The following is a 24,938-nucleotide window of genomic DNA, read 5'->3' on the forward strand; positions in this document are numbered from 1 at the left end:
CTTTTGTTATCTGTGCAACACCCGTTATTTCTATCGTACTAATTTCTTGTACTTAATTCTTTTTGGCATCAAATCACCACCTAAACGTTTCTTCTTATTTTCTTCATAATCAGAAAAACTTCCTTCAAAGAAATACACTTGAGAATCTCCTTCAAAAGCCAAAATATGTGTACATATTCTATCTAAAAACCAACGATCGTGACTAATTACTACAGCACATCCTGCGAAGTTTTCTAAACCTTCTTCTAATGCTCTTAATGTGTTAACATCAAGGTCGTTAGTAGGCTCATCTAAAAGTAATACATTACCTTCTTCTTTAAGTGTCATAGCTAAATGTAAACGGTTACGCTCTCCTCCAGAAAGCAATTTTACTTTTTTGTTTTGTTCACCTCCGGAAAAGTTAAATCGACTTAAATATGCTCTAGAATTCACTTCTTTTCCACCCATCAAAATCAACTCTTGCTCATCACTAAAGTTTTGCCAAATAGTTTTTTCTGGGTCTATATTGGAATGTTTTTGATCTACGTAAGCCAATTTAGCGGTATCTCCAACAACAAACTCGCCTTTATCTGGAGTTTCTTCTCCCATTATCATTCTAAAAATTGTGGTCTTACCAGCACCATTTGGACCAATAATACCAACAATTCCAGCTTGAGGCAAATTGAAATTTAAATCATCATATAATAATTTATCATCATAACCTTTTGCAACCCCTTTAGCTTCAATAACATTGGTCCCTAAACGTGGTCCGTTTGGAATGTATATTTCAAGCTTTTCATCAAGTTGTTTTTGGTCTTGACTCATTAATTTATCATAATTCTTCAAACGTGCTTTTTGCTTAGTTTGTCGTCCCTTAGCTCCTTGACGAACCCATTCCAACTCGCGTTCTAATGTTTTCTGACGCTTAGAAGCTGCTTTCCCTTCTTGAGCCATTCGTTTAGATTTTTGATCTAACCAAGATGAATAATTTCCTTTCCACGGAATACCTTCACCTCTGTCTAACTCTAAAATCCATCCTGCTACATTATCCAGAAAGTACCTATCGTGTGTTACAGCTATTACTGTTCCTTTATATTGAGCTAAATGATGCTCTAACCAATGTACAGACTCTGCATCCAAATGGTTAGTAGGTTCATCTAATAGTAATACATCTGGTTCTTTAAGCAATAACCGACATAAAGCCACACGTCGTTTTTCTCCACCAGAAAGTATACCTATTTTTTTATCGCCATCAGGAGTGCGTAATGCATCCATAGCAATTTCTAATTTGGTATCTAACTCCCAAGCACCTGCAGCATCAATTTGATCTTGTAATTCTGCCTGTCTAGCCATCAATTTCTCCATCTTGTCTGGATCAGAATACACTTCCTCTAAACCAAATTGATCGTTTATATTATTGTATTCATCAAGAATGGCAACAGTTTCAGCAGCACCTTCACGAACTACTTCCATTACTGTTTTATCATCATCAAGTTGCGGTTCCTGCTCTAAATATCCAACAGAATAGTCTTGTGAGAACACCACGTCTCCTTGATAATTCTTATCTACACCAGCAATAATTTTGAGTAAGGTAGATTTACCAGAACCGTTAAGTCCTAAAATTCCTATTTTGGCACCATAGAAAAAACTTAAATAAATGTTTTTTAAAACTGGTGTATTTGAACTTTTAAATGTCTTGGTTAACCCAGACATTGAAAAAATTATTTTTTTATCGTCACTCATTTTTATTAATTGTATGTGTTTTGTTAAAGCTGATTAAACGCGTCCTTTTAAAGCATTAAACACCCAGGCTATTGCAAAAAAACCAATACCAACAGTTGCAAAGCCCCAACCTGCAACATCGTCATACCTGTAAGCTCCCATTAAAATCAATACAATTCCCATTATTACCATTAAAACAGTAGCCCAAGCTAAAACCGTATTTTTATTCATTGCCATAATCTTTTCTTTTTTTGGTTAGTCTAAAAGCAAATATCGTGTTTTTACTAATAAAACTAAAGTTGAACTAATATTAAATTATTCGGTTATTTATTAAAATAAAAAAGAGGTTAACTTTTAATGCTAACCTCTTTTAAAGATTTGTACTAAAATAAAAGAAAATGTTTCCAAATACTTCTTTAATTATTTAAGATTTTAATTTCAGATCTTCTGTTTTGCTTATGTTTTTCTTCACTACATTTTACCTTTCCGTTACATTCATTAAGTAGTTTTTCTTCACCAAAAGCTTTTCCTTCAACCTTTTTTGGTAGTATACCTTGGTTTTCTAATAAATACTTGATTGTAGATTTTAATCTTTTCTCTGAGAGTATTTGATTGTACTTAGCTGCTCCTCTGGAATCTGTATGTGCGCTAATCTCGACTATTAATTCAGGGTAATCATTTAAAATTTTAGCCAACTTAGTCAATATATCTTTTGATGGCGAATTTAAATTAGAAGAATTAAAAGCAAAATAGATTTTATCTAAGTTTTGTATGGCACTTTTTATGTCTTGTAACTCTTTGTTTTTTGCTTTTTGTTTTTCTTCCTCAAGTTTTGCTATTCTATTATTTTCTCTTTCTCGGGCTAATTTTTCTTCAAGTAGTCTGGCACTTTCTTTGGCCTCAGCAATTAATGCAATTGAATCATTAATCTTAATTTGTTCTTCTTTTAATTGATTTATTAAAGCTAATTTTTTCTTTCCCTTTTTAGTTAATTCCTTCTTTTTATCAAACCTATATACAACACCTACTGCATGTTGAAGATAGTTTGTTGCAGTACCATCCAATGACCATTTTCCTGAAGTATTAACATCTGCTGCCCAGTTATCAGAAAACCATGTTCTAAAACCTAATACACCATTAAAAGTACCACGCGATAAACTATTTGCTCTAGTATAACCTAGACCTATACCAACATATGGATCAAACCAACCTGTTTCGCCTACTATTTTATTCAAATCGTAACTTAGTCTTGTATCAAAAGAAAGAAACTCTTTGTTTTCGTTTATAGTTTCTCTATCAACACGTTTACCTTCACTATATTTGACATAGGCTGCTATGGCTTCTATGCCCAATCCGTTTTCAAAATATCTACCAACATTAATACGAGATGGATATGCAACGGCATGCCATGATTCTTCAATATCAAATAATCTATCAAAAACGTCTCCTGAATCATCAATAATATTATAACTAAGACCAACTAGCCAATAACTAACTGCTGTAGAATCTTTTTTTGTGAGTTCGGGTAATTGTGTTTGTGCATTAATAGAAGATATAAAAACGCACACGTATACTAAAGCTAGTATTTTTTTAGGTATCATTTTAACTTAAGATTTGGGTTCTTAATGCAAATTTTACCCAATATCATTAAACTGAAAAATAAAAACTTCTAAAAGTTGTTTTTTGCCGTTTAAGAGTAAAAGCAACACATAAATTATTAATTATATTGAAAAATAAAAATAATCTACAAAAGTAAAATTCCACGAAAAAGCATCCACATATGGATGCTTTTTAATTAAATTAATACTAATTCATAGGCACTTCAATTATTACCAATTCTGAATTTTTATTAGCTTGTATTTCAATACTTTCTGTTTCGTAAACACCTATAGCATCTCTATTATTCAATTTATTTCCTGCTACTTGTACTTCTCCATCAACAACAAAAACATAAAAACCATTTTGTCCAGATTTAACCTGTAATTCAATGTTTTTTTCTGAATCTAAATTTGCTCTATAAATATAAGCTTGCTGACTAATTGGTAAAGCATTATCAATCAATTTGTCTTTAGGAGCCACAACGGTTTGTAACGTATTATTCTGGTTTTCTATATCAAACTTTCGCTGCTCATAATTGGGTTTCACACTCATTTCTTCTGGTATTATCCATAATTGAAGAAAATTAACTTCATCAGTTGTACTATCATTAAATTCAGAATGCGTTAAACCTGTTCCTGCACTCATTACTTGAACTTCACCAACCACAATTGCACGTTTATTCCCCATACTATCTTTATGCGATAATGCGCCTTTTAAAGGGATAGAAATAATTTCCATATTTTGGTGCGGATGCGTTCCAAAACCCATTTTTGGTTCAACTACATCATCATTTAAAACTCTTAAGGCTCCAAAATTCATACGTTCTGCATTTTGATAACTTGCAAAACTAAATGTATGATAAGATTTTAGCCAACCATGATTTGCAAAACCTCTTGTTTCCGACTTGTGAACTACTGTTTTCATAATTTCAATTTTTTATTTTAATCGATACACCCGGAAAAATATCTGGATATACGAATTATTATTATTTTAATTAGCCGGAAGAAATCCCATTTTTCCCATTTGGTAATCGCGCATAGCTTCCATAATTTCTGTTTGAGTATTCATTACATAAGGACCGTATGTGGTTACTGGCTCGTTAAAAGGTTCGCCTGAAAGAAATAATAATTTGCTCATTTCTGCATTACCTTTAATTGAAAACCCTTCACCATCTTGATTAAATTCAATTAACTGATTCTCATTTAACTTCAAATTTTCAGCAGCATTTATCAAAACTTCACCTTTTAATAAATATATAGTTGAATGATGGGAAGCGGGAATAGCAAAATTAAATTCCCCACCTAATTCAACATCAATCATAAAAGCATTAACAGTTGTTTGTGTTTTAATACGACCATAAACACCTTCCAACTCCCCTGCTATAATTTGAATTTTAACTTTACTATCATCGGATGTTACTAATCTAAAATCATGATTAGCAACATGCTGATAATTCGCTTCTATCATTTTCTTTTTAGCAGGTAAGTTTAACCATAACTGAATTCCTTCTAAAGTACCTCCTTTTTTAACGAAATCCTTTGTTGGTGCTTCAGCATGAATTATTCCTCTACCAGCGGTTGTCCATTGCACATCTCCCGCCTTTACTACACTTTCGTTACCAAGCGAATCTCTATGAAATTGCTCGCCTTCAATTAAAAATGTAATAGGTTCAAACCCACGATGCGGATGAGGACCTAAATCAAACGGATTGTTTAGTTCAGATATCTCATAAGGTCCGTAATGGTGCAATAATATGAAAGGATCTATATTATCAATTGTTCTCGTAGGAATGGGCTGCCGTAATTGTATAGGACCCATGTTTACAAAGTCACTTCGACTTACTGTTTTTATTGTATTTAATTTCATAATTACTTTGTTTTTATTTTCCATGGAAAATATTAAATTAAAAAAATACGATTATCGCATCTTATCGAGCAGATTACTTAATTGTTCTGCTTCTTCCTCACTTAAACGCTTTAATAGTTCTTTGTTGAAATTATTAGGAATAGATTCTAAAAAATCTTTCCCCTCATTGGTAATGGCTATTTTAACAACACGCCTATCGTGTTCAGACGGGCAGCGTTCAATATATTTTTTAGCACATAATTTATCCATTAATCGCGTTGCGTTTGGAGAACGCTCTAACATTCTATCTTTAATTGTTTGAACATTTAGAGGTTCATCAGCGCCTTTTAATATTCTTAAAATATTGTACTGTTGTGGTGAGATACCAAAAGACTTAAAAAACTCGTTTTGATGACTCGATATCCAATTTGCAGTATAAATAACATTCAACATAGCTTTTACTCTGTTATTTGCAAATTTTGAATTTATATCTTTTGATAAATCTCCCATACTATTAAATTATAAAGCTTCTTTAAAAGTTTTCACTTTACTTTTCAAATCTTTATTCAAATCCTCATTAGTTATTTTCCCTTCTGAAAAATTATCAAAAAATGATGGGAAACTAAAATCTGCTACTATATTACCGCCCATAAAAGGGAATCGTCCTTTTGCTACATCTAAAACTGTTGCACCTCCTCTACCTCCTGGTGAAGTTGCCATTAAAAGCATAGGTTTATCGCTCCAAAGTTTACCGTCTATTCTAGACATCCAATCAAATATATTTTTAAATACTGTAGCATACGCGCCATTGTGTTCTGCTAGAGATAATATAATACCATCTGATGATTTTATATGTTCTAAAAACGTTTTGGCATTATCTGGTATACCTTTTTCGTTTTCTAAATCGATACCGTAAATAGGTAATTCAAAATCGTTTAAATCTAATATATCTACCGTTACATCTTCTACTAAGCTTGATGCGTATGTTACTAACTGTTTGTTTATTGAGGTTTTACTATTTGTTCCCGCAAATGCAATAATATTTTTCATTTATTTTTCTTTTTAAATTCTATTTATTAATTCTTTTATAAAATATGTATGATAAAGCTAAAGCTATTAAAGCTACTACTGCTGTTCCTTGTTGGCCATCGCCTATCATGTAATGAGCAAAAAATGCTAAAACAAACGCATAAAAGAAACCTGCATAAGCCCACTCTTTTAGTGTTTTAAATCCTGGCAACCATAGTGCTACAAGTCCCAATAATTTAGCCACAGCATATGGATATATAATATATGAGGGATATCCAAAACTTTCAAATGCACCTTTAATCATCTCGTGTTGAAGAAAATACATGCTTACTGAAAATAACATCACTGCTGTAAGTAAAACTGTTGCGATGTAATAAATTATTTTATTTGTTTTCATGTCTTAAATTATTAATTACAATACAAAAGTAAGAAAAAATATTTTATATTCCAAGGAATATATTTCCATGTAATTTATTTTAACAAATTATTCGCTTTTTATACAGGAATTGGTTTTGTAAATTCGTAACAAATAATTTCTCTATGGATATCAACTTCAATAAAAACGAAGATCATAATAAACTCTTAGTGTCAGAATTACAAAAACGGTTAGCAAAAGTAAGCTTAGGTGGAGGTAAATCGCGTATTGAAAAGCACAAAAGTAAAGGTAAAATGACTGCTAGAGAGCGAATTGACTATTTGTTAGATGATAAATCAAAATCTATTGAAATAGCTGCTTTTGCTGGTGAAGATATGTATACAGAACATGGTGGATGTCCTTCAGGTGGTGTTGTTGTAAAAATCGGGTATGTAAAAGGAAAACAATGTATTGTTGTTGCTAATGATGCTACGGTTAAAGCTGGTGCATGGTTTCCTATTACTGGAAAAAAGAATTTGCGTGCTCAAGAAATAGCCATTGAAAATAGGTTACCAATAATTTATTTGGTGGATTCTGCAGGTGTTTATTTACCAATGCAAGATGAGATTTTTCCTGATAAGGAGCATTTCGGACGCATTTTTAGAAACAATGCCATAATGAGCAGTATGGGTATTACACAAATTGCTGCGGTTATGGGGAGTTGTGTTGCCGGTGGTGCCTACCTCCCTATTATGAGTGATGAGGCTTTAATTGTTGATAAAACAGGTAGTATTTTCCTTGCAGGTAGTTATTTAGTAAAAGCGGCTATTGGCGAAAGTATTGATAACGAAACTTTAGGTGGTGCAACAACACACTGTGAAATTTCTGGTGTTACAGACTATAAAGCAAAAGATGATAAAGATGCTTTAGATAAAATAAAAAATATAGTTGATAAAATTGGAGATTACGATAAAGCTGGTTTTAACAGAATAGATGCTAAAAAACCATCTGAAAACCCTGAAGATATATTTGGAATTATACCAAAAAGTCGTGCAGACCAATATGATATGTATGAGATTATTAAGCGATTAGTTGATAATTCTGAATACGAGGAATATAAAGCTGGGTATGGACAAACCATAATTACCTGTTATGCTAGAATAGATGGTTGGGCAGTAGGTATTGTTGCAAACCAACGTAAACTGGTAAAAACTACAGGTTCTAAAACTAAACCAACTGAAATGCAGTTTGGTGGTGTAATTTATAATGATTCCGCTGATAAAGCCACCCGATTTATAGCCAATTGTAACCAAAAGAAAATTCCTTTAGTTTTTCTACAAGATGTTACTGGTTTTATGGTTGGTAGTAAAAGTGAACATTCCGGTATTATTAAAGATGGTGCTAAAATGGTAAATGCAGTTAGCAATTCTGTGGTACCAAAATTTACTGTAGTTATTGGTAATAGTTATGGCGCTGGAAATTACGCTATGTGTGGTAAGGCTTACGACCCTCGCTTGATTTTTGCATGGCCTAGTGCAGAACTTGCCGTAATGAGTGGTAACTCTGCAGCAAAAGTTTTGTTGCAAATCGAAAAAGCTTCGCTTGAAAAGCAAGGAGAGAAAATTACCCCCGAAAAAGAAGAAGAATTATTTAATAAAATTAAAGACCGTTATGACAATCAAGTATCGCCGTATTACGCTGCTGCTAGAATTTGGACCGATGCTGTTATAAATCCCTTAGACACAAGAACATGGATTTCTATGGGTATTGAGGCTGCTAACCACGCCCCAATTCAAAAGGCATTTAATATGGGTGTTTTACAAGTTTAATACAGCTAAACTTAATAGTGACAACATTTTGGAAATAAACAAATATTTAATTGCCTTGATGAGCTTTTACTCTAGGAATAGTCAATAAAGTTGTTTGTCTTCCATTTACATATCTAAATCCATCTTCTCCAAAAAAACCAGCCTCCTCTAGCATAATTCTAATATCTCTTTTCCATTCTGGGATGCTTACTGTTGTATTTAATTCTATAGCGTATACTGTATTTGGATATAATGGATAATCACCTGCACCGGCTACACCACCTTGAGAATCCCACATCCCTATAGTAGGCCCTGAAGAATGTCCATAACTTCCTAATGGATGCGAGTAAATAGAAGGTTTAAGTCCTTCTTCTTTGGCTTCTCGTAATGATTTTAATAGAATCTCGTTACCTGTTTTTCCTCTTTCAAAATTATTTGTAAAGATATCTTGAACTCTATTTCCAGCTTTTAGTGCATTTGATAAAAATTTTGGTGGGTGGGTTTCATTAGGCTTTAATATATATGCTAATTCTTGACAATCGGTATTTAATCTCAAATAAGTAATTCCGAAATCACAATGTACTAAATCGCCAGGTAAGATGACTTGTTGCTCTGGTCGATCTGAAAATGAATACAGATGACCTTTCAAATCATCCTTTGAACGTTGCACATCAACAGTTGGATGAAACCAAGTTTTTAAACCTAAATCATTTACTTTTTGACGCATCCACCACTCTACTTCGGTAGTTGTAGTAATTCCTGGAGTTATTACTTTTTCTGAAAATGCTTCTGCTATAATATTGTGGGTTATATCGATTAACTGATTATATATAATCATTTCTCGTTTGGTTCTAGTTTCTATCCAGCCAACAGCTAGCTTTTCAGCAGAAACAACTTTAGATTTGTAACTTGATGGTAGTTCTTGTATAAACTCATCAAAATCTGTTTTATCTAGCCCATCAGCAATATTAAAATGTTTAGAGTAGTTTAAACCAATCTGTTTTGGGTTCCGCTCTTCAATAATTTCTATTAAACGCCTCCATTGGTTTGGTTGTTTTTCTTTATTCCAAGCTGAAACAATATTATCTCCAAAATTATATCGTGCAACAGCCAATTTTTCAATGTTTTGCTTTGCTTTATCTCTATAAAAAACAATTACAGTTCTACGCCTTGCATTTAACCAAGTAGCTGGTAACATGGTTTTTAAAACAGGATCTTCGTTGTATTCTCTGGAAATTAAAATCCACATATCTAGATTTGCTCGATCCATTAATTCTGGAAGCAAGTTATTGAAACGATCTGCTAGAATTTCATCAATTACTCTGGCTCGATCTTTAATTGGTAAAATTTGTTGTGCATTTAATTGAAAGATTAGAAATGAGAATATTATAATAGATACGTTTTTCATGAAATTTATTGTTTTCTTAAAAATATGGATTTTAAGAGTATAAAAAAAGAGCAAAACAAATTTGCTCTTTTATATTCTTATACTTGAATTAGTATTACAGACTTTGGTAAGATGAAACTAACCTAATAAACTCTGAGCGATAACCTTTTTCGTCTACTCCTCTACCTTCTTTGGCTAATGAAATAACATCTTCAATACTAGCACTATTCTGATACTTTGATTGTCTCAATTGCATACCAAATAAAGCAACTGATGATGCAAATTTTAAATCTTGTGATGCTTCTGAAATCTTGTCTTTTTGAACATGAATCATTTCAATACTTTTATCTCCGTCTGGTTTCTTATATCTAAATTTCACAGTAAATAATTCATCAGAATAATTTTGAGAAACTTGTGTTTTGGTATATTTTAAATCTGAAACATCTTTTAAATAACTGCTTTTAATACCAACTGGAATAACTTCATACAAAGCCGTTACTGAATGTCCACTTCCCAATTCACCTGCATCTTTAGTATCATCAATAAAGTCTTCATCTTCCAACATTCTATTTTCATAACCTATTAAACGATAAGCTTGAACTTTATTAGGGTTAAACTCTACTTGAATTTTAACATCTTTGGCTATTGTAAATAATGTTCCACCAAATTCTTTACCAAATACTTTTTGAGCTTCTTGCATATTATCTATATATGCGTGATTACCATTACCTTTATCTGCTAATGTTTCTAGTTTAGAATCTTTATAATTGCCATATCCAAAACCTAGAACTGATAAAAACACTCCTGATTTTCTTTTTTCTTCAATAAGTGCTTTCATATCTATATCACTTGATGCTCCAACATTAAAATCTCCATCCGTTGCTAGTATAACTCTATTATTACCTTTACTCTTAAAGTTTTCTTCAGCTAATTTATAAGCTAACTCTATTCCTGCCCCTCCAGCAGTAGATCCACCTGAATTTAAATTATTTAAAGCACTAATAATTTTATCTTTGTGCTTTCCCGAAGTAGGCTTTAAAACAACTCCAGCAGCACCTGCGTAAACTACTATCGAAACTTTATCTTCCTCTCTAAGTTGATTTACCAAGAGTTTAAATGCTTGTTTAAGCAACGGTAATTTGTTTTGAGAACTCATAGAACCAGATACATCAATTAAAAATGTTAGATTAGATGGTGGTAATTCTTCATAATTATAAGTCTTTCCTTGAAGACCAATTTTTACAATTCTAGTATCGTTGTGCCAAGGTGTTTTTGAAACTTCAGTATTTATAGAAAAAGGATGTTCCCCATTTGGTTGCGGATAATCATAATCAAAGTAATTAATCATTTCTTCAATTTTAACAGCGTTGGGTTCAATGGTTAATCCATTATTAATCATTCTTCTTACATTGCTATAAGACGCTTTATCTACATCTATTGAAAAAGTTGATAACGGTGATAAGGTTGTTCTTTCAAAAGTGTTTTCGTCAATTATTGCATAAGCCTCTTGATTATTTAATCGGAAATTACCTTGGTGCGTTGTAATTACAATACATCCATTTTTAGCTATTTTGCCAAACTTAGTCTTAGCTTCAGATTTGTTATATTTTTTTTTACTATCAATATCAGATTTAGACAAACCTTCAACTATATAATTATGTTCTTTTTTTATTGGCACACCGTCAACAATATATAATGGTGTTTCAGAATTCTTTACTAATTTATTTTTTGTTGATATAATTACTACTCCATTGGCAGCTCTACTTCCATAAATTGCTGAAGCACTTGCGTCTTTTAAAACACTTATATCTTTTATGTTTTTAGGATTTAAACTCTCCATTTTACTGTAAGTTGTAATTTTACCATCAACAATAACAAGAGGTTTTTTCATGTTTAATGAGCTAACCCCTCTAATTAAAACCTTAGTATTAGGTTTAGTTTTACCTATTGATTGATTAACACTTACTCCTGCAACTTTTCCTTGTAAAGCTTTTGGAATTGAATTAGATTGTAATTGATTTGCTAATTTATTATGGTAATTCCTTTGTTTTTGACGTTTAATTTGAGACGCTGAAACATGAGTTACAGAGCTAGTAACAGAACTCTTTTTTTGAGTGCCATAAGCAACCACTACAACTTCATCAAGTGTTGCGTAATCAGCTTGCAAAGCAACAGTAATTACATTACCAGTACCTACTAAAATTTCTTTTGTAATATAACCCACATAACTGAAAACCAATGTGTCTTTTTCCTTAGCCTTTATTTGATATTCTCCATCAAAATCAGTGGTTACTCCAATATTTGAATTTTTAACTAACACGGCTGCTCCTGGTAACGGTATACTAGATTCATCCAGCACTTTCCCATAAATAGTTTTTTCTTGAGATTGCATTTGTATTGTTACAGCCAATACAAACAATAATTTTAGTAATGATTTCATAATAGTTGATTTTAAAGTTTTCATAAAACTATAACCAACCACTATTATTTAAAACAGCAAATGAGTGAAGTGTACTTTTGAATGAGTGAATAAAGAAAAAAGCTAAACTTAAATAGTTTAGCTTTTTTTTCTAGTTTAAAAGGTGAAGATTAATTAATTAACCCTAATGCTTTTAAAGTTTTTTTGCGGTGTATTTTTCCTGAACCTGTTTCTATAAACTTAGGAATAGTAAAAATCTCTTTTGGTTTTTCGAATTTATCTAAGCTATTAAAAATTGATGTATCAATATCATTTTTATCATTTTCTAAAACCAAAATCACCTTTTCACCAAGAGTATCATCAGGAATTGAGGTAATAAAGAATTGTGGCTCTATTTTACCTCGAAGCTTAAATTCTATTTGTTCTGGATACAATTTTATACCTCCTGAATTAATTACATTATCGTACCTACCTAACCAATCAAAACTTGTATCAGAATGCAGTTTTACAATATCATTTGTAACTATTTTATCGTCAGATAATTTTGGAGCATCAATTACTAAACAATTTCTATCATCTACAGACAATGAAATATTTGGCAAAGCTTTAAAACGTTTATGAACTTCAGAATCACCTCTGTGATTAAGTTTTTTTACAGCTATATGAGACACAGTCTCTGTCATTCCATAAGTTTCCCAAACTTGTGGTTTCGTATCTTGTATTAGACTTACAATATGATTTGAAACACGACCACCTCCTACTATAACTGTTTTTATACTATTAAAATATTTTGCGAAATTTTTAAGTTGCATAGGTGTAAATGCACAAAAATCATATTTTTTTTCATAATCTATAAGTGGTAATGCTTTGGGTTCTACCATATCTAATTCTAAACCTAGAATTAATGCCCGTACAATCATCATTTTGCCAGCAATAAAATTTGAAGGTAAACAGTTTAACATTTTGTTACCTGGCTCTAACTTAAAAAAATCACCTGTCATTATAGCAGAATTAACCATGGCCTGCTTTTTTATTTTCAAACGTTTAGGCCTTCCTGTAGAACCAGAGGTTTTTACTATTATAAAATCGTGCCTGTCTAACCAATCTAATAAAAAATTACCAAGTTCTTGTTGGTAAGGCTCTCCCTCTTTCACAAAACTATAGGCTACTTCCATAAGGTCTTCAAATGAATAGTGATGACCGTTTAACTTAAACCTAAGGTGTACATTTTTATAATTTGGAATCATGCTAGTCTGTGTTTTCTAAAATTTTGTAATCTTCTTTTGGTAATTCAACCACTTCACCGAATAATTTATCCTTCCAGTTTGTCCATTTATACTTCTTAGCCAAAATTAATAGTAATATTGGAAATATGACAAATACAGGAACAAAAATTTCTCCTAAAGCCATAGTTTCTGGATTACTCATATCCTTCAAAATAGAATGTGTTTGAAAAGCTGTCCAATCCGCTGTAACTAATAATGCTGTAAATAAATTATTTGCTGCATGAAAACCTAATGCTAGTTCCATACCTTCATCCATTAAAGTTAGAATTCCTAAAAACAAACCGGTTCCTATATAATATACCATAATAACATAACCCAATTTATCAACTTCTGGGTTAGCTATATGTAATATTCCAAAAATTATAGATGTTATTATTAAAGGTGTTGAGTTTCTTTTAAAAACCTTGTAAAATGCAAAATAATTAGATGACTTAATTAGCCTTTCAATCCATTTTGAATTAAGTAGTAACATTAATAACCCCGATAATAAAATTAGAAGAATAATATTCATTAAAAATCCAAAAGAATATATAAAATTGAGATAAATAAAGATTGCTATTGAAATAAGAATATATAAAAAGATTATGGGAAATTGTTTATGAATTGTTGAAACCCCTATACCTTGCATCAAATAACCTCTGAATAGATACTCTTCAAAACTTGTTTGTAATGGCACCATTATGATAGCTATAACACAAAGAATAATAAATGGAACCAATTTAAAATTAAGTACATAATCTTCTGGTGTAATAAATAGATAATCGATTATTACTAAACTGCTAGAAAGTGTTCCCCAAATAATAAAAATAAACCAGAAGCGTTTCCAATCTATTTTTTTTCTGGATGTTGTTAAATGTGTTATAGATTGTTTGTGTAAATGTTTTACAACTAAAAATAAGCCCAATAAACCAATTGCAAAAGAGAGAAGCATTAAAAACAAATTAAGATTTGGTTCTAATAACGACATCATTTTAGACTCATCAAGTTTTCCAATTCCGTCACCTTCACTAAACGCTTTTATCATAACCGCAGCTGTAAAAGGTAACTGACCTAAAACAACGGCTATTACAACAAAAATTAAACCTACTAAATACCGCCACCAATCGTGTAATACATTAAATGTTTGTGCTATATACATGTTTACAAATTAAATTCCATATTAATTACGGAATGAGAGTTAATACTTTTAACCATAAATTTTAATGGTTAATTTTTTTTAAATTCCAGTCAATATTTTTGTTGTAATATAATGTACCATTTTTAACCTGCAAAGGACTAGGAATGTTATTTGTAAATAAACTTCCTGTACCTAGGCCTTGCGGTAAATTACTTTGTTTGTTATATGTATATTGCGAAATAGCATTTAACCCTATATTACTTTCAAGTGCACTGGTTATCCACCAGCCTATATTTTTGTTTTCTACAATATTTATCCATTCATTACTTCCTTTAAAACCACCAACAAGACTAGGTTTTAAAATAATATATTGTGGGTTAATAATTTGTATTAATTCCTCTTTTTTTGTTGCATAAAAAACACCAATTAGTTCTTCATCTAAAGCTATAGGTAAAGGCGTTTTACTACAAAGTTTAGCCATAAATTCTATTTGACCTTGTTTTATAGGTTGCTCTATAGAATGTAAATCTAAATCTGATAATATTTTGAGTTTTTCTAACGCCTCATGAGTTGAAAAGGCGCCATTGGCATCCACTCTAAGTTCAATATCTCTTGATGTAAATTCTTTTCTTATTGACTTTAAAAGGTTAATTTCCTGTTGGAAATCAATAGCTCCAATTTTCATTTTAATACAATTAAAACCAGCCTTTATTTTTTCTTTAATTTGCTTTTTCATAAAAGCCTCAGAACCCATCCAAATTAAACCGTTTATTGAAATAGAATCTTTACTCTCGGTGAATTTAGAAGGAAATAAATCGAAAGAGTTTTGACTTTGTAATGATTTAAAAGCTGTTTCTAAACCAAACTGTATACTTGGGAATTCAATTAATTCGCTTAATAGTAAATCTAAACCAAGTTCAATATTATTACAAACCCATTTTAACTTATCCTCATAATCTGGTCTATCATCAATTGATAAACCTCTAAATAAACCACATTCACCAATACCCGTATTTTGTGCAGAGTGTAAAATTAGAAAAAAGGTTTCTTTGGTTTTTAGTACACCACGAGAGGTTCCACTGGCTTGTTTAAATTTTAAAATAAACCTTTGATAGGTTGCTTTCATACGGTTAATACAAATTAAAAACTATGATGAAAACTTAATTGCAGTTGACCCTTTCCCCAATTAACTGTTTTTTGGTTCATCCAACCAAATTGAAACTTCATTGATGGCTTCAACACATAACCAATTCCTAAATAAGTTCTATTTCTATCAAATAATTCAACAATTCTATCATCACCAATATCAGTTTGTCCATTTATAAATAGCTCGTTATACAAAGCTGCATAAATAGCATCTTTAACCAAGTCCTTTTTGTTAAAAGGAATATTCATAAACAAATTATACCTGTAGCGTGTTCTAAAATCTTGATTTTCGACAAATCGCTGCTCATACCTGAATCTATGAGTTAATAAAACTCGGCTTAACAATCGCTGCGAAAACAGAGCTTCTTGATAAATTCTACTTTCGTTAGTAGTATCATTACTATCTCCAAAAACTCCTGTGGTAATATTTGCATATCCTAAAGTTAATAATAGATTTGAATCCTTAGGTGTGTATGTAATACCTGTTCTTACCAAAAGTTGTTCTAAATCTCCAATGGTATTCCAATTTCTATATTGTAAATCACCTTGAATACCAAACTTACTTTTCTTAAACTGATGCTTGAAAAAATACATATACCATGCACCAGTTTTAGATTGTTCAATTTGAGAATTTGAAAACTTAAATACAAATAAAAGACATACTACTAAAAATAGTTTCCTCATTTATTAACTCTTTATTTTAATTGTAAGGATTCACCAATTTCAAGTAGTGTGAGAGACTTTAATTCAATATCAAATTTAGCTTTTGCTTTAGCAGAATCAATTTCTATATAGCCAAATGTATCGTAATGATATCCTAAAACTTGGTCGCATTTTAAAAAATCTGTTGCAAGAATAGCATCGTCTATACCCATGGTAAAATTATCTCCAATAGGTAGTATAGCTAAGTCTAAATCGTAATTATATGCTTTTGGAATTAACTTCATATCGTAGGTTAAAGCAGTATCGCCAGCAATATATATAGTTTTATTTTTTGTTTTTATTACAAAACCTCCTGGTTGCCCACCATAACTTCCATCTGGAAAAGAAGATGTGTGTATTGCATTTACGTATCTTACGTTTCCAAAATCAAAATTCCACTGCCCACCATGATTCATTGGGTGACCATCAATTCCTAGTTTTTCATAATATGATACAATTTCATAATTTGAAACTACTTTTGCTCCGGTGCGTTTTGCAATAGCTTCAACATCCAGAATATGATCTTGATGTGCATGTGTTACTAAAATATAATCTGCTTCTAGTTTATTTATATCAATATTAGATGCTTTTGGGTTTCCTGTTATAAAAGGGTCTACAATAATGTTAATATTATCTATTTTAATACCTAAACTGGCATGACCATAAAATGTGATTTTCATTTTAATAAATTTTTACTCGTAAAATACTGCTTTTACTCCAAAATTAAAAATTGTTTTTTACCACCACTTTTACTTATAGTAATAAAACGTTCTCCATTAAAAATCCCATAATAAGGTTTATAGAATGTTTTTCCTTTATTATCTTGAATTTTGTTATGAGTAACATTGCCAATTTCATCAAAAACAATGTCATACAATGCCGTTGATTCTAACCACCCTTTTGAAACCTTTACTCTACCATCATCTTTTTCTGTTAAATTCTTACCAGAATTTAAAATAACATGTAACTCATTATCTTTAACAAAAGCACCGTAGGAAGGATTACCAGCTCTTTTAAATATACTTCTCCCCCAATCTAGCTTTCCTTCTGCATTTATCTTTAGCACTAATACATTATTATAATGGAAAGTAGTAAGCCAATATCCACCGCCATTCATACCATTAGATACGTATGCATCTGTAATATAAAATTCTTCAGCTAATAAGTATGTATTACCAATAGCATCAGTAATTACATAATCAACATAATAATTTGATAATTCTGCATTATTATCTTTTTTCTTTTTTGCTCTGGTTTCGCTGTACAAATCCTTGTATACGTTTTCAGGTAATTTAAACGACTTATTTTCAGTAATCGTTAAGTCTTCAGTATTTACATTAAATATTAAAGTTCCCTTTATTTTTCCTGCTCTTTTATCAGAATAAAAGCCTATTAACTTAATTTGATTATCAATATTAGAAAGTATTAGAGAGCTTATAAACGCCTCTTTTTCAAAATCTACTTTAGTTGTTTTAATGTTAGAATCGCTAATTTTATTTAATACAAAATCGTAATTAGCTTTACCTCCTTTTTTATCTTTCTTTCCCTCAACAAACAACTTTCCTAATGAATAAACATTCATTTCATCATCTATAGATAAATCGTTAGCTTCATAAAACTTTTCTAAATTTTCTTGAAACGTTTTTTTATAGATTAAACTTAAAGTATTGGAGTTAAAAACATGTAGGGTATATGAGTTAGAATTCTTCTTTATATTATCAGTAGAAACCACAAAATATTGTCCGTTAGGCGACATTGCCAATCCGGTTTCACGTTTATTATTGCCTGAAAATAAACTTCGGTTTTTATCTACATTCGCTTTAAATAATTCAATTTTTTTGTGCTCCCCTGATATTATATCAAACTCATAACAGTTTATTACTCGTTCTCTTTTCGATGAAGAAAACACAGTAAACACCTTCATTGTGTTATTAAAAGCCAAATCACCATAAACACGCTCTTTTTTTTCAATTGGTACTAAAATACTATTAACTCTATCAAGAGATTCATTAAAAACATCAAACATTAAGTTCTTTTTGCTATTTCTAATAACTGCAGTTAGGTTTAAAGAAGTTGAATGCATAGAAATAACTTCTTCAGACTTCACTTTGTCTTTAAACTCAGCGCTTTCTAATACTTTTAAATTTGTTGTTTGAGAAAAACTAAAAAGTGATATAAGAAACGTGATGTAGTGAAAACTATTTCTCATGATTTATTGTAATAATTTAAGGTTACATCTATATTAAATAAGCAATACCCATCAAAATAGAAAGTAATACTGTTGTTAGTGCCAACTTTTTTAATTCAGGATCAAGGTCTTTTGGATCTGAATTTTTATTTACCTTATTAAGATGAATAATCAGAGGGATATATGTGATAGTAAAAATTAAATTATAAGATGAAGTATAAAACAACAAACCAAACATTAAGGATAAAACAATAGCCGAAATAATAAGAATATAATGATATATCTTAACTTTTTTGGAACCTAATTTTACGGCTAAAGTCATTTTATTAGATGTTTCATCATTTTTAATATCTCTCATATTATTAAGATTAAGCACAGCTGTACTTAATAAACCTATTGTTATTGCTGGTAAATAAACCACAGCATCTATTCTTTTAGCAAACAAAACGTAACAACCTATTACACTTACCAAACCGAAAAATATAAAAACAAAAATGTCTCCAAGTGCTTTATATCCATAGGCATTAGTACCAACAGTATAACGAATAGCAGCGATTATAGACAACGTGCCTAAAACAAAAAAAGTAGCAGTAAGTGTAAAATTTGTAACACCAAAAGCACAATATATTAAGCAAGTAGATAGACAAATAGCAAATAAAACATTTAATTTAATGGCATTAAGCATCTCATCTGGAGAAATTTTACCACTTTGAATAGCTCTTTCAGGACCTACCCTATTTTTATTATCCGTTCCTTTTAAACCATCACCATAATCGTTGGCTAAGTTTGATAATATTTGAAAACTTAATGTTGTAAGAATAGCAAGAATACAAATACTCCACTTAAAAACTCCGTTATAAACCGCAAAAGATGATGCTAAAATTATACCTGAGAGCGATAATGGTAGTGTTCGTAAACGCATTGATGAAATCCAAATGGAAACTTTCTTCATTATGGAATCCATTTTTTTTCAAAGTTTGGTTTTCTTTTTTCAAGAAATGCATTTCGTCCTTCTGTAGCCTCATCAGTCATGTAAGCTAATCTTGTTGCTTCACCAGCAAATACTTGTTGACCAACCATACCATCGTCTGTTAAATTCATTGCAAATTTAAGCATCTTTATTGATGTTGGAGATTTAGATAAAATCTCTTGTGCCCATTGATAAGCAGTATCTTCTAAATCGTTATGCGGTAATACGGCATTTACCATTCCCATATCATAAGCTTCTTGAGCCGAATAATTTCTACCTAAGAAAAATATTTCTCTGGCTTTTTTTTGACCAACCATTTTTGCTAAATAGGCTGAACCGTAACCGCCATCAAAACTAGTAACATCTGCATCAGTTTGCTTAAAAATAGCATGCTCTTTACTGGCTAACGTTAAATCGCAAACCACATGTAAACTATGGCCTCCACCAACCGCCCAACCGGGCACAACAGCTATTACAGCTTTTGGCATGAAACGAATTAAACGCTGCACTTCTAGGATATTTAGACGGTGATATCCATCTTCCCCAACATATCCTTGATGACCTCTAGCCTTTTGATCTCCACCACTACAAAATGAATAAACACCATCTTTACTGGAAGGTCCTTCTGCGGATAGTAAAATAACTCCGATATTAACATCTTCATTAGCATCATAAAATGCATCATAAAGTTCACTAGTTGTTTTAGGTCTGAAAGCATTACGAACATCTGGCCTATTAAAAGCAATTCTGGCTACGCCATTACATTTTTTATAGGTTATGTCTTGATAGTCCTTAACAGTTATCCATTCGGGTTGATTCATTTCTTAATATTTTGTCAAAAATAATTCTTATTTAATAAATTATACCAAATTCTACTAATAAATATAGCTTCTTTAGATTCAATTATGAAATACTAATCTAGCAGAAATAATCATAAATTTTTATAAACTCTTCAATTTTGATTATTAAAAATTACTAATTAATTATAAATAAAAAATAAGTATATGTACGTATTGATTTGTAGTATTTTATTTATTAATATTGTAATATAAATTCAATTTAATCGGTATTTTTTGCGTTTAATCGAATTTTATTGTATTTTGCCTTAATTTTAAACCCCAAAAGATAATGCTATTAACTATCACTATTACGCTGTCTGCTTTAGTTTTTATCAATTTATTGTTGCTTAAGTTTAGTTGTAAAAAAGTCGTCAATAAAAAACAGGAAAAAAATCCAGTAATTCTTAAACCAAAAAATATAGAGCAAGATTTAGAAACACTTGCTCCAACAGGTAGCTAAAGTAAACTACCAATCAATTACATCTCGTTTTACTTGTTCTCCTAAAATAGCATTAGTTTCACTGAAGTGTTTATTACCAAACCAATACCCCCTGTTAGCACTTAGTGGAGAAGGGTGACCACTAGTTAATATATAATGTTTGTTATTATCAATAATTTTCATTTTTTTCTTAGCAAATCCGCCCCACAACAAAAAAACAATTCCGTTTTTATTATTACTTAAAACTTTAATTACAGCATTGGTAAACTCTTCCCATCCTTTTTTTTGATGACTTCCTGCTTCATGAGCTCTAACTGTAAGCGTAGCATTTAATAATAAAACCCCTTGCTTTGCCCACCTTAACAAGTTTCCATTCTTTGGATATTTTATTCCTAAGTCTGACTCAATCTCCTTAAAAATATTAATCAAAGATGGAGGATGTGGTACAGTATCATTGACAGAAAAACACAAACCATTTGCCTGACCTTCTCCATGATATGGGTCCTGCCCAATTATAACAACTTTAACATCATTAAAATGGCAATGGTTAAAAGCATTAAAAATTTCATTTCCAGGAGGAAAACATTTTTTATTCTTGTATTCACATTTTACAAAGTTTATTAAATCTTTAAAATATGGTTTATTAAATTCTTCCACCAAATGAGGTTTCCAACTTTCGTGTATTTTAATATCCATGAACGGCTATGATAAAATTCGAACTAATAACTCTTTTAATAAATCGCCTTGAGGTACAGCATTAGAACTAACACCTTTACTTTTAACATCAAAATCTCTTAACGTAGACACAACAGCACTAACCTTTCGCATGGGGTAATTTCTAGCAGCTGTAATATATTCATTAACGAAATATGGGTTTACTCTTAAAGCAGACGCAACATTTCTTGGTGATTTATCTTTTAAACCATGAAAATGCAACAACTGAGAAAAAAAATTAAACAATAAAGATACTGTTACAACCATAGGGTTATCTTTCGGGTTATCGGCAAAATAATTAACTATTTGATATGCCTTAATTGTGTTTTTTTCACCAACAGCTTTTCTTAACTCAAAATTATTATAATCTTTACTTATTCCTATATTTTCTTCAATATGTTCTGGACTAATTTGTGTGCCTTTTGGTAGAATAATTTGAAGCTTTTCTAGTTCGTTATTTATTTTACTCAAATCTGTACCTAAAAACTCAACAAGCATTTGAGCTGCTTTTGGAGAAATGGTATAGTTTTTTGGAGATAAAACACGTCTAATCCAGTCAGCAACTTGATTTTCATAAAGTTTTTTACTTTCGTAAACTAATCCGGTTTTCTTTAAGGTTTTATAAAGTGCTTTACGCTTATCAATTTTTTTGTACTTATAGTTTAAAACTAAAATGGTACTTGGTTGCGGGTTCTCTGCGTAAGAAGCTAGTTTTTCTATAGTACGAGACAAATCTTGAGCTTCTTTAATAATAACCACTTGATATTCAGCCATCATAGGATAACGCTTTGCTTGTCCAATAATATCTTCAATAGAAACATCTCTGCCATACAAAACCATTTGATTGAAACCTCTTTCATCTTCAGCAAGAACAGTGCTTTCAATAAAATTTGAGATTTTATCAATATAATAAGACTCTTCACCCATTAAAAAATAAATAGGCTTTAAATTTCCGTTTTTAATATCTGTAACTAATTGTTTTACTTCGTCCATTAAAAAAAAATCACCAAATTTGTGTAGTGCAAAAACTAAATTTCCCTACATATTCGTTCCGATTCAAAAATAGCGAAAATAAAGTTTCCATTTTTGATGTCATTCGTAAAAAATATGTGATTTTACAACCAGAAGAATGGGTGCGTCAACATTGTGTTCATTATTTGATTGAAGAGAAAAAGTATCCAAAATCTTTAATAAATGTTGAAAAAACACTAACTATTAATACTCTAAAAAAACGTTACGATATTGTAGTATTTAATACTGATGGTAGTATTTTTTTAATAGTAGAATGTAAAGCTCCTAAAATAGTTTTAAAGCAGGATACATTCGACCAAATAGCACGTTATAACCTAGCGTTAAATGCATCATTTTTAATGGTTACTAATGGATTAAATCATTATTATTGCCAAATGGATATAAAAAATAAGCGTTATCAATTCTTAAAAGATATTCCAGATTACAAAGAATGAAGTTAGCCATCGTCATATTAAATTGGAATGGAGAAAAATTACTAAAACAGTTTTTACCTTCGGTTGTTAAGTTTTCTGTTGGAGCTGAAGTGTATTTAGCAGATAATGCTTCTATTGATGATTCAATTTTATATGTTAAAACTAATTTTCCTTCAGTAAAAATTATTCAAAATAAAATAAACGGAGGTTATGCAAAAGGATACAATGATGCTTTAAAACATATTACCGCCGATGTATTTTGCTTACTAAATAATGATGTAGAGGTTACTAAAGACTGGTTAAACCCTATCAAAAAAGCTTTTGATACTAATAAACGTATAGGAATAATTCAGCCTAAAATATTAGATTATAATAAGAAAGATTATTTTGAATATGCTGGTGCTGCTGGTGGTTTTATAGATAAATACGGTTATCCATATTGTAAAGGAAGAATTTTTGATACTATTGAAAGAGATGAAGGGCAATATGATGAAAACTCAGAAGTTTTTTGGGCTTCAGGTGCTTGTTTATTTATTAAAAGCAACCTATTTAAAGAATTAAATGGATTTGATGAATCATTTTTTGCACATATGGAAGAAATAGATTTATGTTGGCGTGCAAAAAATTCTGAATATCAAATCCAATATGTCTACAATTCTAAAATTTATCATGTTGGCGGTGCAACACTTAGTAACTTGAATCCTAAAAAAACATTTTTGAATTTCCGTAATAGTTTATTTTCTCTTACCAAAAATGCAAAAGGTGGTTTACTCGGAATTGTTTTTATACGTTTGATTTTAGATGGGATAGCCGCCATAAAATTTTTACTTGAATTAAAGCCAAGTCATACATTAGCTATTTTAAAAGCTCATTTTAGTTATTATTATAATCTAAGACGATTGCTAAAACAGCGAAAAACATCAAAAAACAAAATAAAATATTATCAGATAACATCTATAGTACTTGATTATTTCGTAAATAAGAAGAAGAAATTTAAAAGTTTATAAATAGTTAGTAAAAGTTTTGTTAACAATGCTCTAACGTACTTATTTTTATATACTTTTGTATATCAAATTAGCAATTTTTAATCCAAAAATAATTTCAAAAATTATGAAGAAAGTTTTATTACTTGGTGCATCAGCAATGATAGTATTAAGCTCATGTGTATCAAAAAAACAATTCACAGATTTACAAGCAAAACAAAAAGAAACTCAAGATTTACTTAATTCTGCCACTGTAAAATTAAATACTTGTTTAGAAGACAGAGCTGCTGCTACAGCAAGAGCAACAGCATTAGAAGAGCAAGTAGCAGATTTACGTAAAAGTAATGATAATCTTCAAATTTTATCAGCAAAAGGTGCTAGTAACGTAGAAAAAACTTTGGAGAGCATAAAAGAAAAAGATCTTAAAATTACTCGTTTACAAGATGCTATTACAAAAAAAGACAGTGTTACTTTAGCTTTAGTTACCAGCTTAAAACGTGAAGTTGGTATTAACGATCCAGATATTGAAGTTAATGTAGAAAAAGGTGTTGTATTTATTTCTATTGCAGACAAATTATTATTCCAAAGTGGAAGTTATAATGTAACAAGCAAAGCAAAAGATGTTTTAGCTAAAGTTGCTAAAGTAGTAAATAGCAAACCAGATTTTGAGTGTATGGTAGAAGGGCATACAGATAGTGTTCCTTATAATAAAGCTCCGTTAATAGACAACTGGGATTTAAGTGTAAAGCGTTCTACATCAATAATAAGAGTATTACAAGAACTAGATGTTAATCCAGGTCAGTTAATAGCTGCTGGTCGTAGTTCTTATGTTCCTTTAGTAGATAATGATACTGCTGAGAATAGAGCAAAAAACAGACGTACACGCGTTGTTATCTTACCAAAAATCGATCAGTTTTATGATATGATTGAAAAAGAAATGAAAAACCTTGAAGCTGGTAACTAATC

The 24,938-nt window shown here is 30.6% G+C and carries 25 protein-coding genes; 5 read left to right on the top strand and 20 right to left on the bottom strand.

The features are described from left to right. Positions 1 to 30: 30 nt before the first annotated feature. From ettA to ABD939_RS09990, 8 genes are all read right to left on the bottom strand, one after another. Entirely contained in the window at positions 31 to 1,722 is a 1,692-nt protein-coding gene (gene ettA / locus ABD939_RS09955) for an energy-dependent translational throttle protein EttA (protein WP_345167847.1), read from the bottom strand. A 33-nt stretch (positions 1,723 to 1,755) separates the two neighbouring features. Beyond that, positions 1,756 to 1,938 (bottom strand): CAL67264 family membrane protein, encoded by a 183-nt coding sequence (locus ABD939_RS09960; RefSeq protein ID WP_167611731.1) that lies wholly within the window; start codon positions 1,936 to 1,938, stop codon positions 1,756 to 1,758. 179 nt (positions 1,939 to 2,117) lie between these two features. Then, a complete protein-coding gene (locus tag ABD939_RS09965; protein ID WP_345167854.1) occupies positions 2,118 to 3,302 on the bottom strand; it encodes an OmpA family protein in 1,185 nt (394 codons plus the stop codon). Positions 3,303 to 3,507: 205 nt separating this feature from the next. Further along, entirely contained in the window at positions 3,508 to 4,224 is a 717-nt protein-coding gene (locus ABD939_RS09970) for a pirin family protein (protein ID WP_345167857.1), read from the bottom strand. A gap of 66 nt (positions 4,225 to 4,290) precedes the next feature. Continuing rightward, positions 4,291 to 5,166, bottom strand: a complete 876-nt coding sequence (locus ABD939_RS09975) for a pirin family protein (RefSeq protein WP_345167860.1) — start codon at positions 5,164 to 5,166, stop codon at positions 4,291 to 4,293. Between the two features lie 51 nt (positions 5,167 to 5,217). After that, complete coding sequence (locus tag ABD939_RS09980; RefSeq protein WP_345167863.1) at positions 5,218 to 5,655, bottom strand: MarR family winged helix-turn-helix transcriptional regulator; 438 nt, start codon at positions 5,653 to 5,655, stop codon at positions 5,218 to 5,220. Positions 5,656 to 5,664: 9 nt separating this feature from the next. Further along, entirely contained in the window at positions 5,665 to 6,195 is a 531-nt protein-coding gene (locus tag ABD939_RS09985) for an NADPH-dependent FMN reductase (RefSeq protein WP_345167866.1), read from the bottom strand. A gap of 19 nt (positions 6,196 to 6,214) precedes the next feature. Beyond that, on the bottom strand, positions 6,215 to 6,571 hold the full coding sequence (locus ABD939_RS09990; RefSeq protein WP_345167868.1) for a DoxX family protein: 357 nt from the start codon (positions 6,569 to 6,571) through the stop codon (positions 6,215 to 6,217). A 143-nt stretch (positions 6,572 to 6,714) separates the two neighbouring features. Between ABD939_RS09990 and ABD939_RS09995 the strand changes: the two genes are divergently transcribed. Further along, complete coding sequence (locus ABD939_RS09995; protein WP_345167871.1) at positions 6,715 to 8,358, top strand: acyl-CoA carboxylase subunit beta; 1,644 nt, start codon at positions 6,715 to 6,717, stop codon at positions 8,356 to 8,358. A 46-nt stretch (positions 8,359 to 8,404) separates the two neighbouring features. On the opposite strand, the gene ABD939_RS10000 is transcribed toward ABD939_RS09995, so the two are convergent. From ABD939_RS10000 to ABD939_RS10045, 10 genes are all read right to left on the bottom strand, one after another. After that, on the bottom strand, positions 8,405 to 9,745 hold the full coding sequence (locus tag ABD939_RS10000) for a M24 family metallopeptidase (protein ID WP_345167874.1): 1,341 nt from the start codon (positions 9,743 to 9,745) through the stop codon (positions 8,405 to 8,407). A gap of 94 nt (positions 9,746 to 9,839) precedes the next feature. Continuing rightward, entirely contained in the window at positions 9,840 to 12,164 is a 2,325-nt protein-coding gene (locus tag ABD939_RS10005; RefSeq protein ID WP_345167877.1) for a YfbK domain-containing protein, read from the bottom strand. Positions 12,165 to 12,313: 149 nt separating this feature from the next. Beyond that, positions 12,314 to 13,390: an AMP-binding protein gene (locus tag ABD939_RS10010; protein WP_345167880.1), complete on the bottom strand. Its 1,077-nt coding sequence runs from the start codon at positions 13,388 to 13,390 to the stop codon at positions 12,314 to 12,316. A 1-nt stretch (position 13,391) separates the two neighbouring features. Beyond that, the gene (locus ABD939_RS10015) at positions 13,392 to 14,567 is read right to left on the bottom strand and encodes a CPBP family glutamic-type intramembrane protease (protein WP_345167882.1); all 1,176 of its coding nucleotides are present in this window, start codon (positions 14,565 to 14,567) and stop codon (positions 13,392 to 13,394) included. 61 nt (positions 14,568 to 14,628) lie between these two features. Continuing rightward, complete coding sequence (locus tag ABD939_RS10020; protein ID WP_345167885.1) at positions 14,629 to 15,672, bottom strand: o-succinylbenzoate synthase; 1,044 nt, start codon at positions 15,670 to 15,672, stop codon at positions 14,629 to 14,631. A 14-nt stretch (positions 15,673 to 15,686) separates the two neighbouring features. Continuing rightward, entirely contained in the window at positions 15,687 to 16,376 is a 690-nt protein-coding gene (locus ABD939_RS10025) for a DUF2490 domain-containing protein (RefSeq protein WP_345167887.1), read from the bottom strand. An 11-nt stretch (positions 16,377 to 16,387) separates the two neighbouring features. Continuing rightward, positions 16,388 to 17,074, bottom strand: coding sequence for a metal-dependent hydrolase (locus ABD939_RS10030; RefSeq protein ID WP_345167890.1), 687 nt, complete (start codon positions 17,072 to 17,074; stop codon positions 16,388 to 16,390). Between the two features lie 32 nt (positions 17,075 to 17,106). Further along, a complete protein-coding gene (locus ABD939_RS10035) occupies positions 17,107 to 18,603 on the bottom strand; it encodes a hypothetical protein (RefSeq protein WP_345167892.1) in 1,497 nt (498 codons plus the stop codon). A gap of 28 nt (positions 18,604 to 18,631) precedes the next feature. Further along, positions 18,632 to 19,534, bottom strand: coding sequence for a 1,4-dihydroxy-2-naphthoate octaprenyltransferase (menA, locus tag ABD939_RS10040; RefSeq protein WP_345167894.1), 903 nt, complete (start codon positions 19,532 to 19,534; stop codon positions 18,632 to 18,634). Then, positions 19,534 to 20,373, bottom strand: coding sequence for a 1,4-dihydroxy-2-naphthoyl-CoA synthase (locus ABD939_RS10045; protein WP_345167896.1), 840 nt, complete (start codon positions 20,371 to 20,373; stop codon positions 19,534 to 19,536). The genes menA and ABD939_RS10045 overlap by 1 nt, the downstream gene beginning before the upstream one ends. Before the next feature lie 307 nt (positions 20,374 to 20,680). On the opposite strand from ABD939_RS10045, the gene ABD939_RS10050 reads away from it, so the two are divergent. Then, positions 20,681 to 20,851, top strand: coding sequence for a hypothetical protein (locus ABD939_RS10050; RefSeq protein WP_345167898.1), 171 nt, complete (start codon positions 20,681 to 20,683; stop codon positions 20,849 to 20,851). 6 nt (positions 20,852 to 20,857) lie between these two features. Here the strand turns inward: ABD939_RS10050 and ung are convergent, their stop codons facing one another. Together ung and holA are read right to left on the bottom strand one after the other, a co-directional pair. Then, positions 20,858 to 21,526 (bottom strand): uracil-DNA glycosylase, encoded by a 669-nt coding sequence (gene ung, locus ABD939_RS10055; protein WP_345167900.1) that lies wholly within the window; start codon positions 21,524 to 21,526, stop codon positions 20,858 to 20,860. 6 nt (positions 21,527 to 21,532) lie between these two features. Continuing rightward, on the bottom strand, positions 21,533 to 22,537 hold the full coding sequence (holA, locus tag ABD939_RS10060; protein ID WP_345167903.1) for a DNA polymerase III subunit delta: 1,005 nt from the start codon (positions 22,535 to 22,537) through the stop codon (positions 21,533 to 21,535). 26 nt (positions 22,538 to 22,563) lie between these two features. On the opposite strand from holA, the gene ABD939_RS10065 reads away from it, so the two are divergent. From ABD939_RS10065 to ABD939_RS10075, 3 genes are all read left to right on the top strand, one after another. Further along, positions 22,564 to 23,010 (top strand): type I restriction enzyme HsdR N-terminal domain-containing protein, encoded by a 447-nt coding sequence (locus ABD939_RS10065; RefSeq protein ID WP_345167905.1) that lies wholly within the window; start codon positions 22,564 to 22,566, stop codon positions 23,008 to 23,010. Further along, entirely contained in the window at positions 23,007 to 23,996 is a 990-nt protein-coding gene (locus tag ABD939_RS10070; protein WP_345167907.1) for a glycosyltransferase family 2 protein, read from the top strand. Before ABD939_RS10065 ends, ABD939_RS10070 begins: the two co-directional genes overlap by 4 nt. 103 nt (positions 23,997 to 24,099) lie before the next feature. Continuing rightward, on the top strand, positions 24,100 to 24,936 hold the full coding sequence (locus ABD939_RS10075; protein WP_345167909.1) for an OmpA/MotB family protein: 837 nt from the start codon (positions 24,100 to 24,102) through the stop codon (positions 24,934 to 24,936). The last annotated feature ends 2 nt before the right edge of the window (positions 24,937 to 24,938 follow it).

This window comes from Algibacter aquimarinus, from assembly GCF_039543265.1.
In the GTDB taxonomy this organism is placed as follows: Bacteria; Bacteroidota; Bacteroidia; order Flavobacteriales; family Flavobacteriaceae; genus Algibacter_B; species Algibacter_B aquimarinus.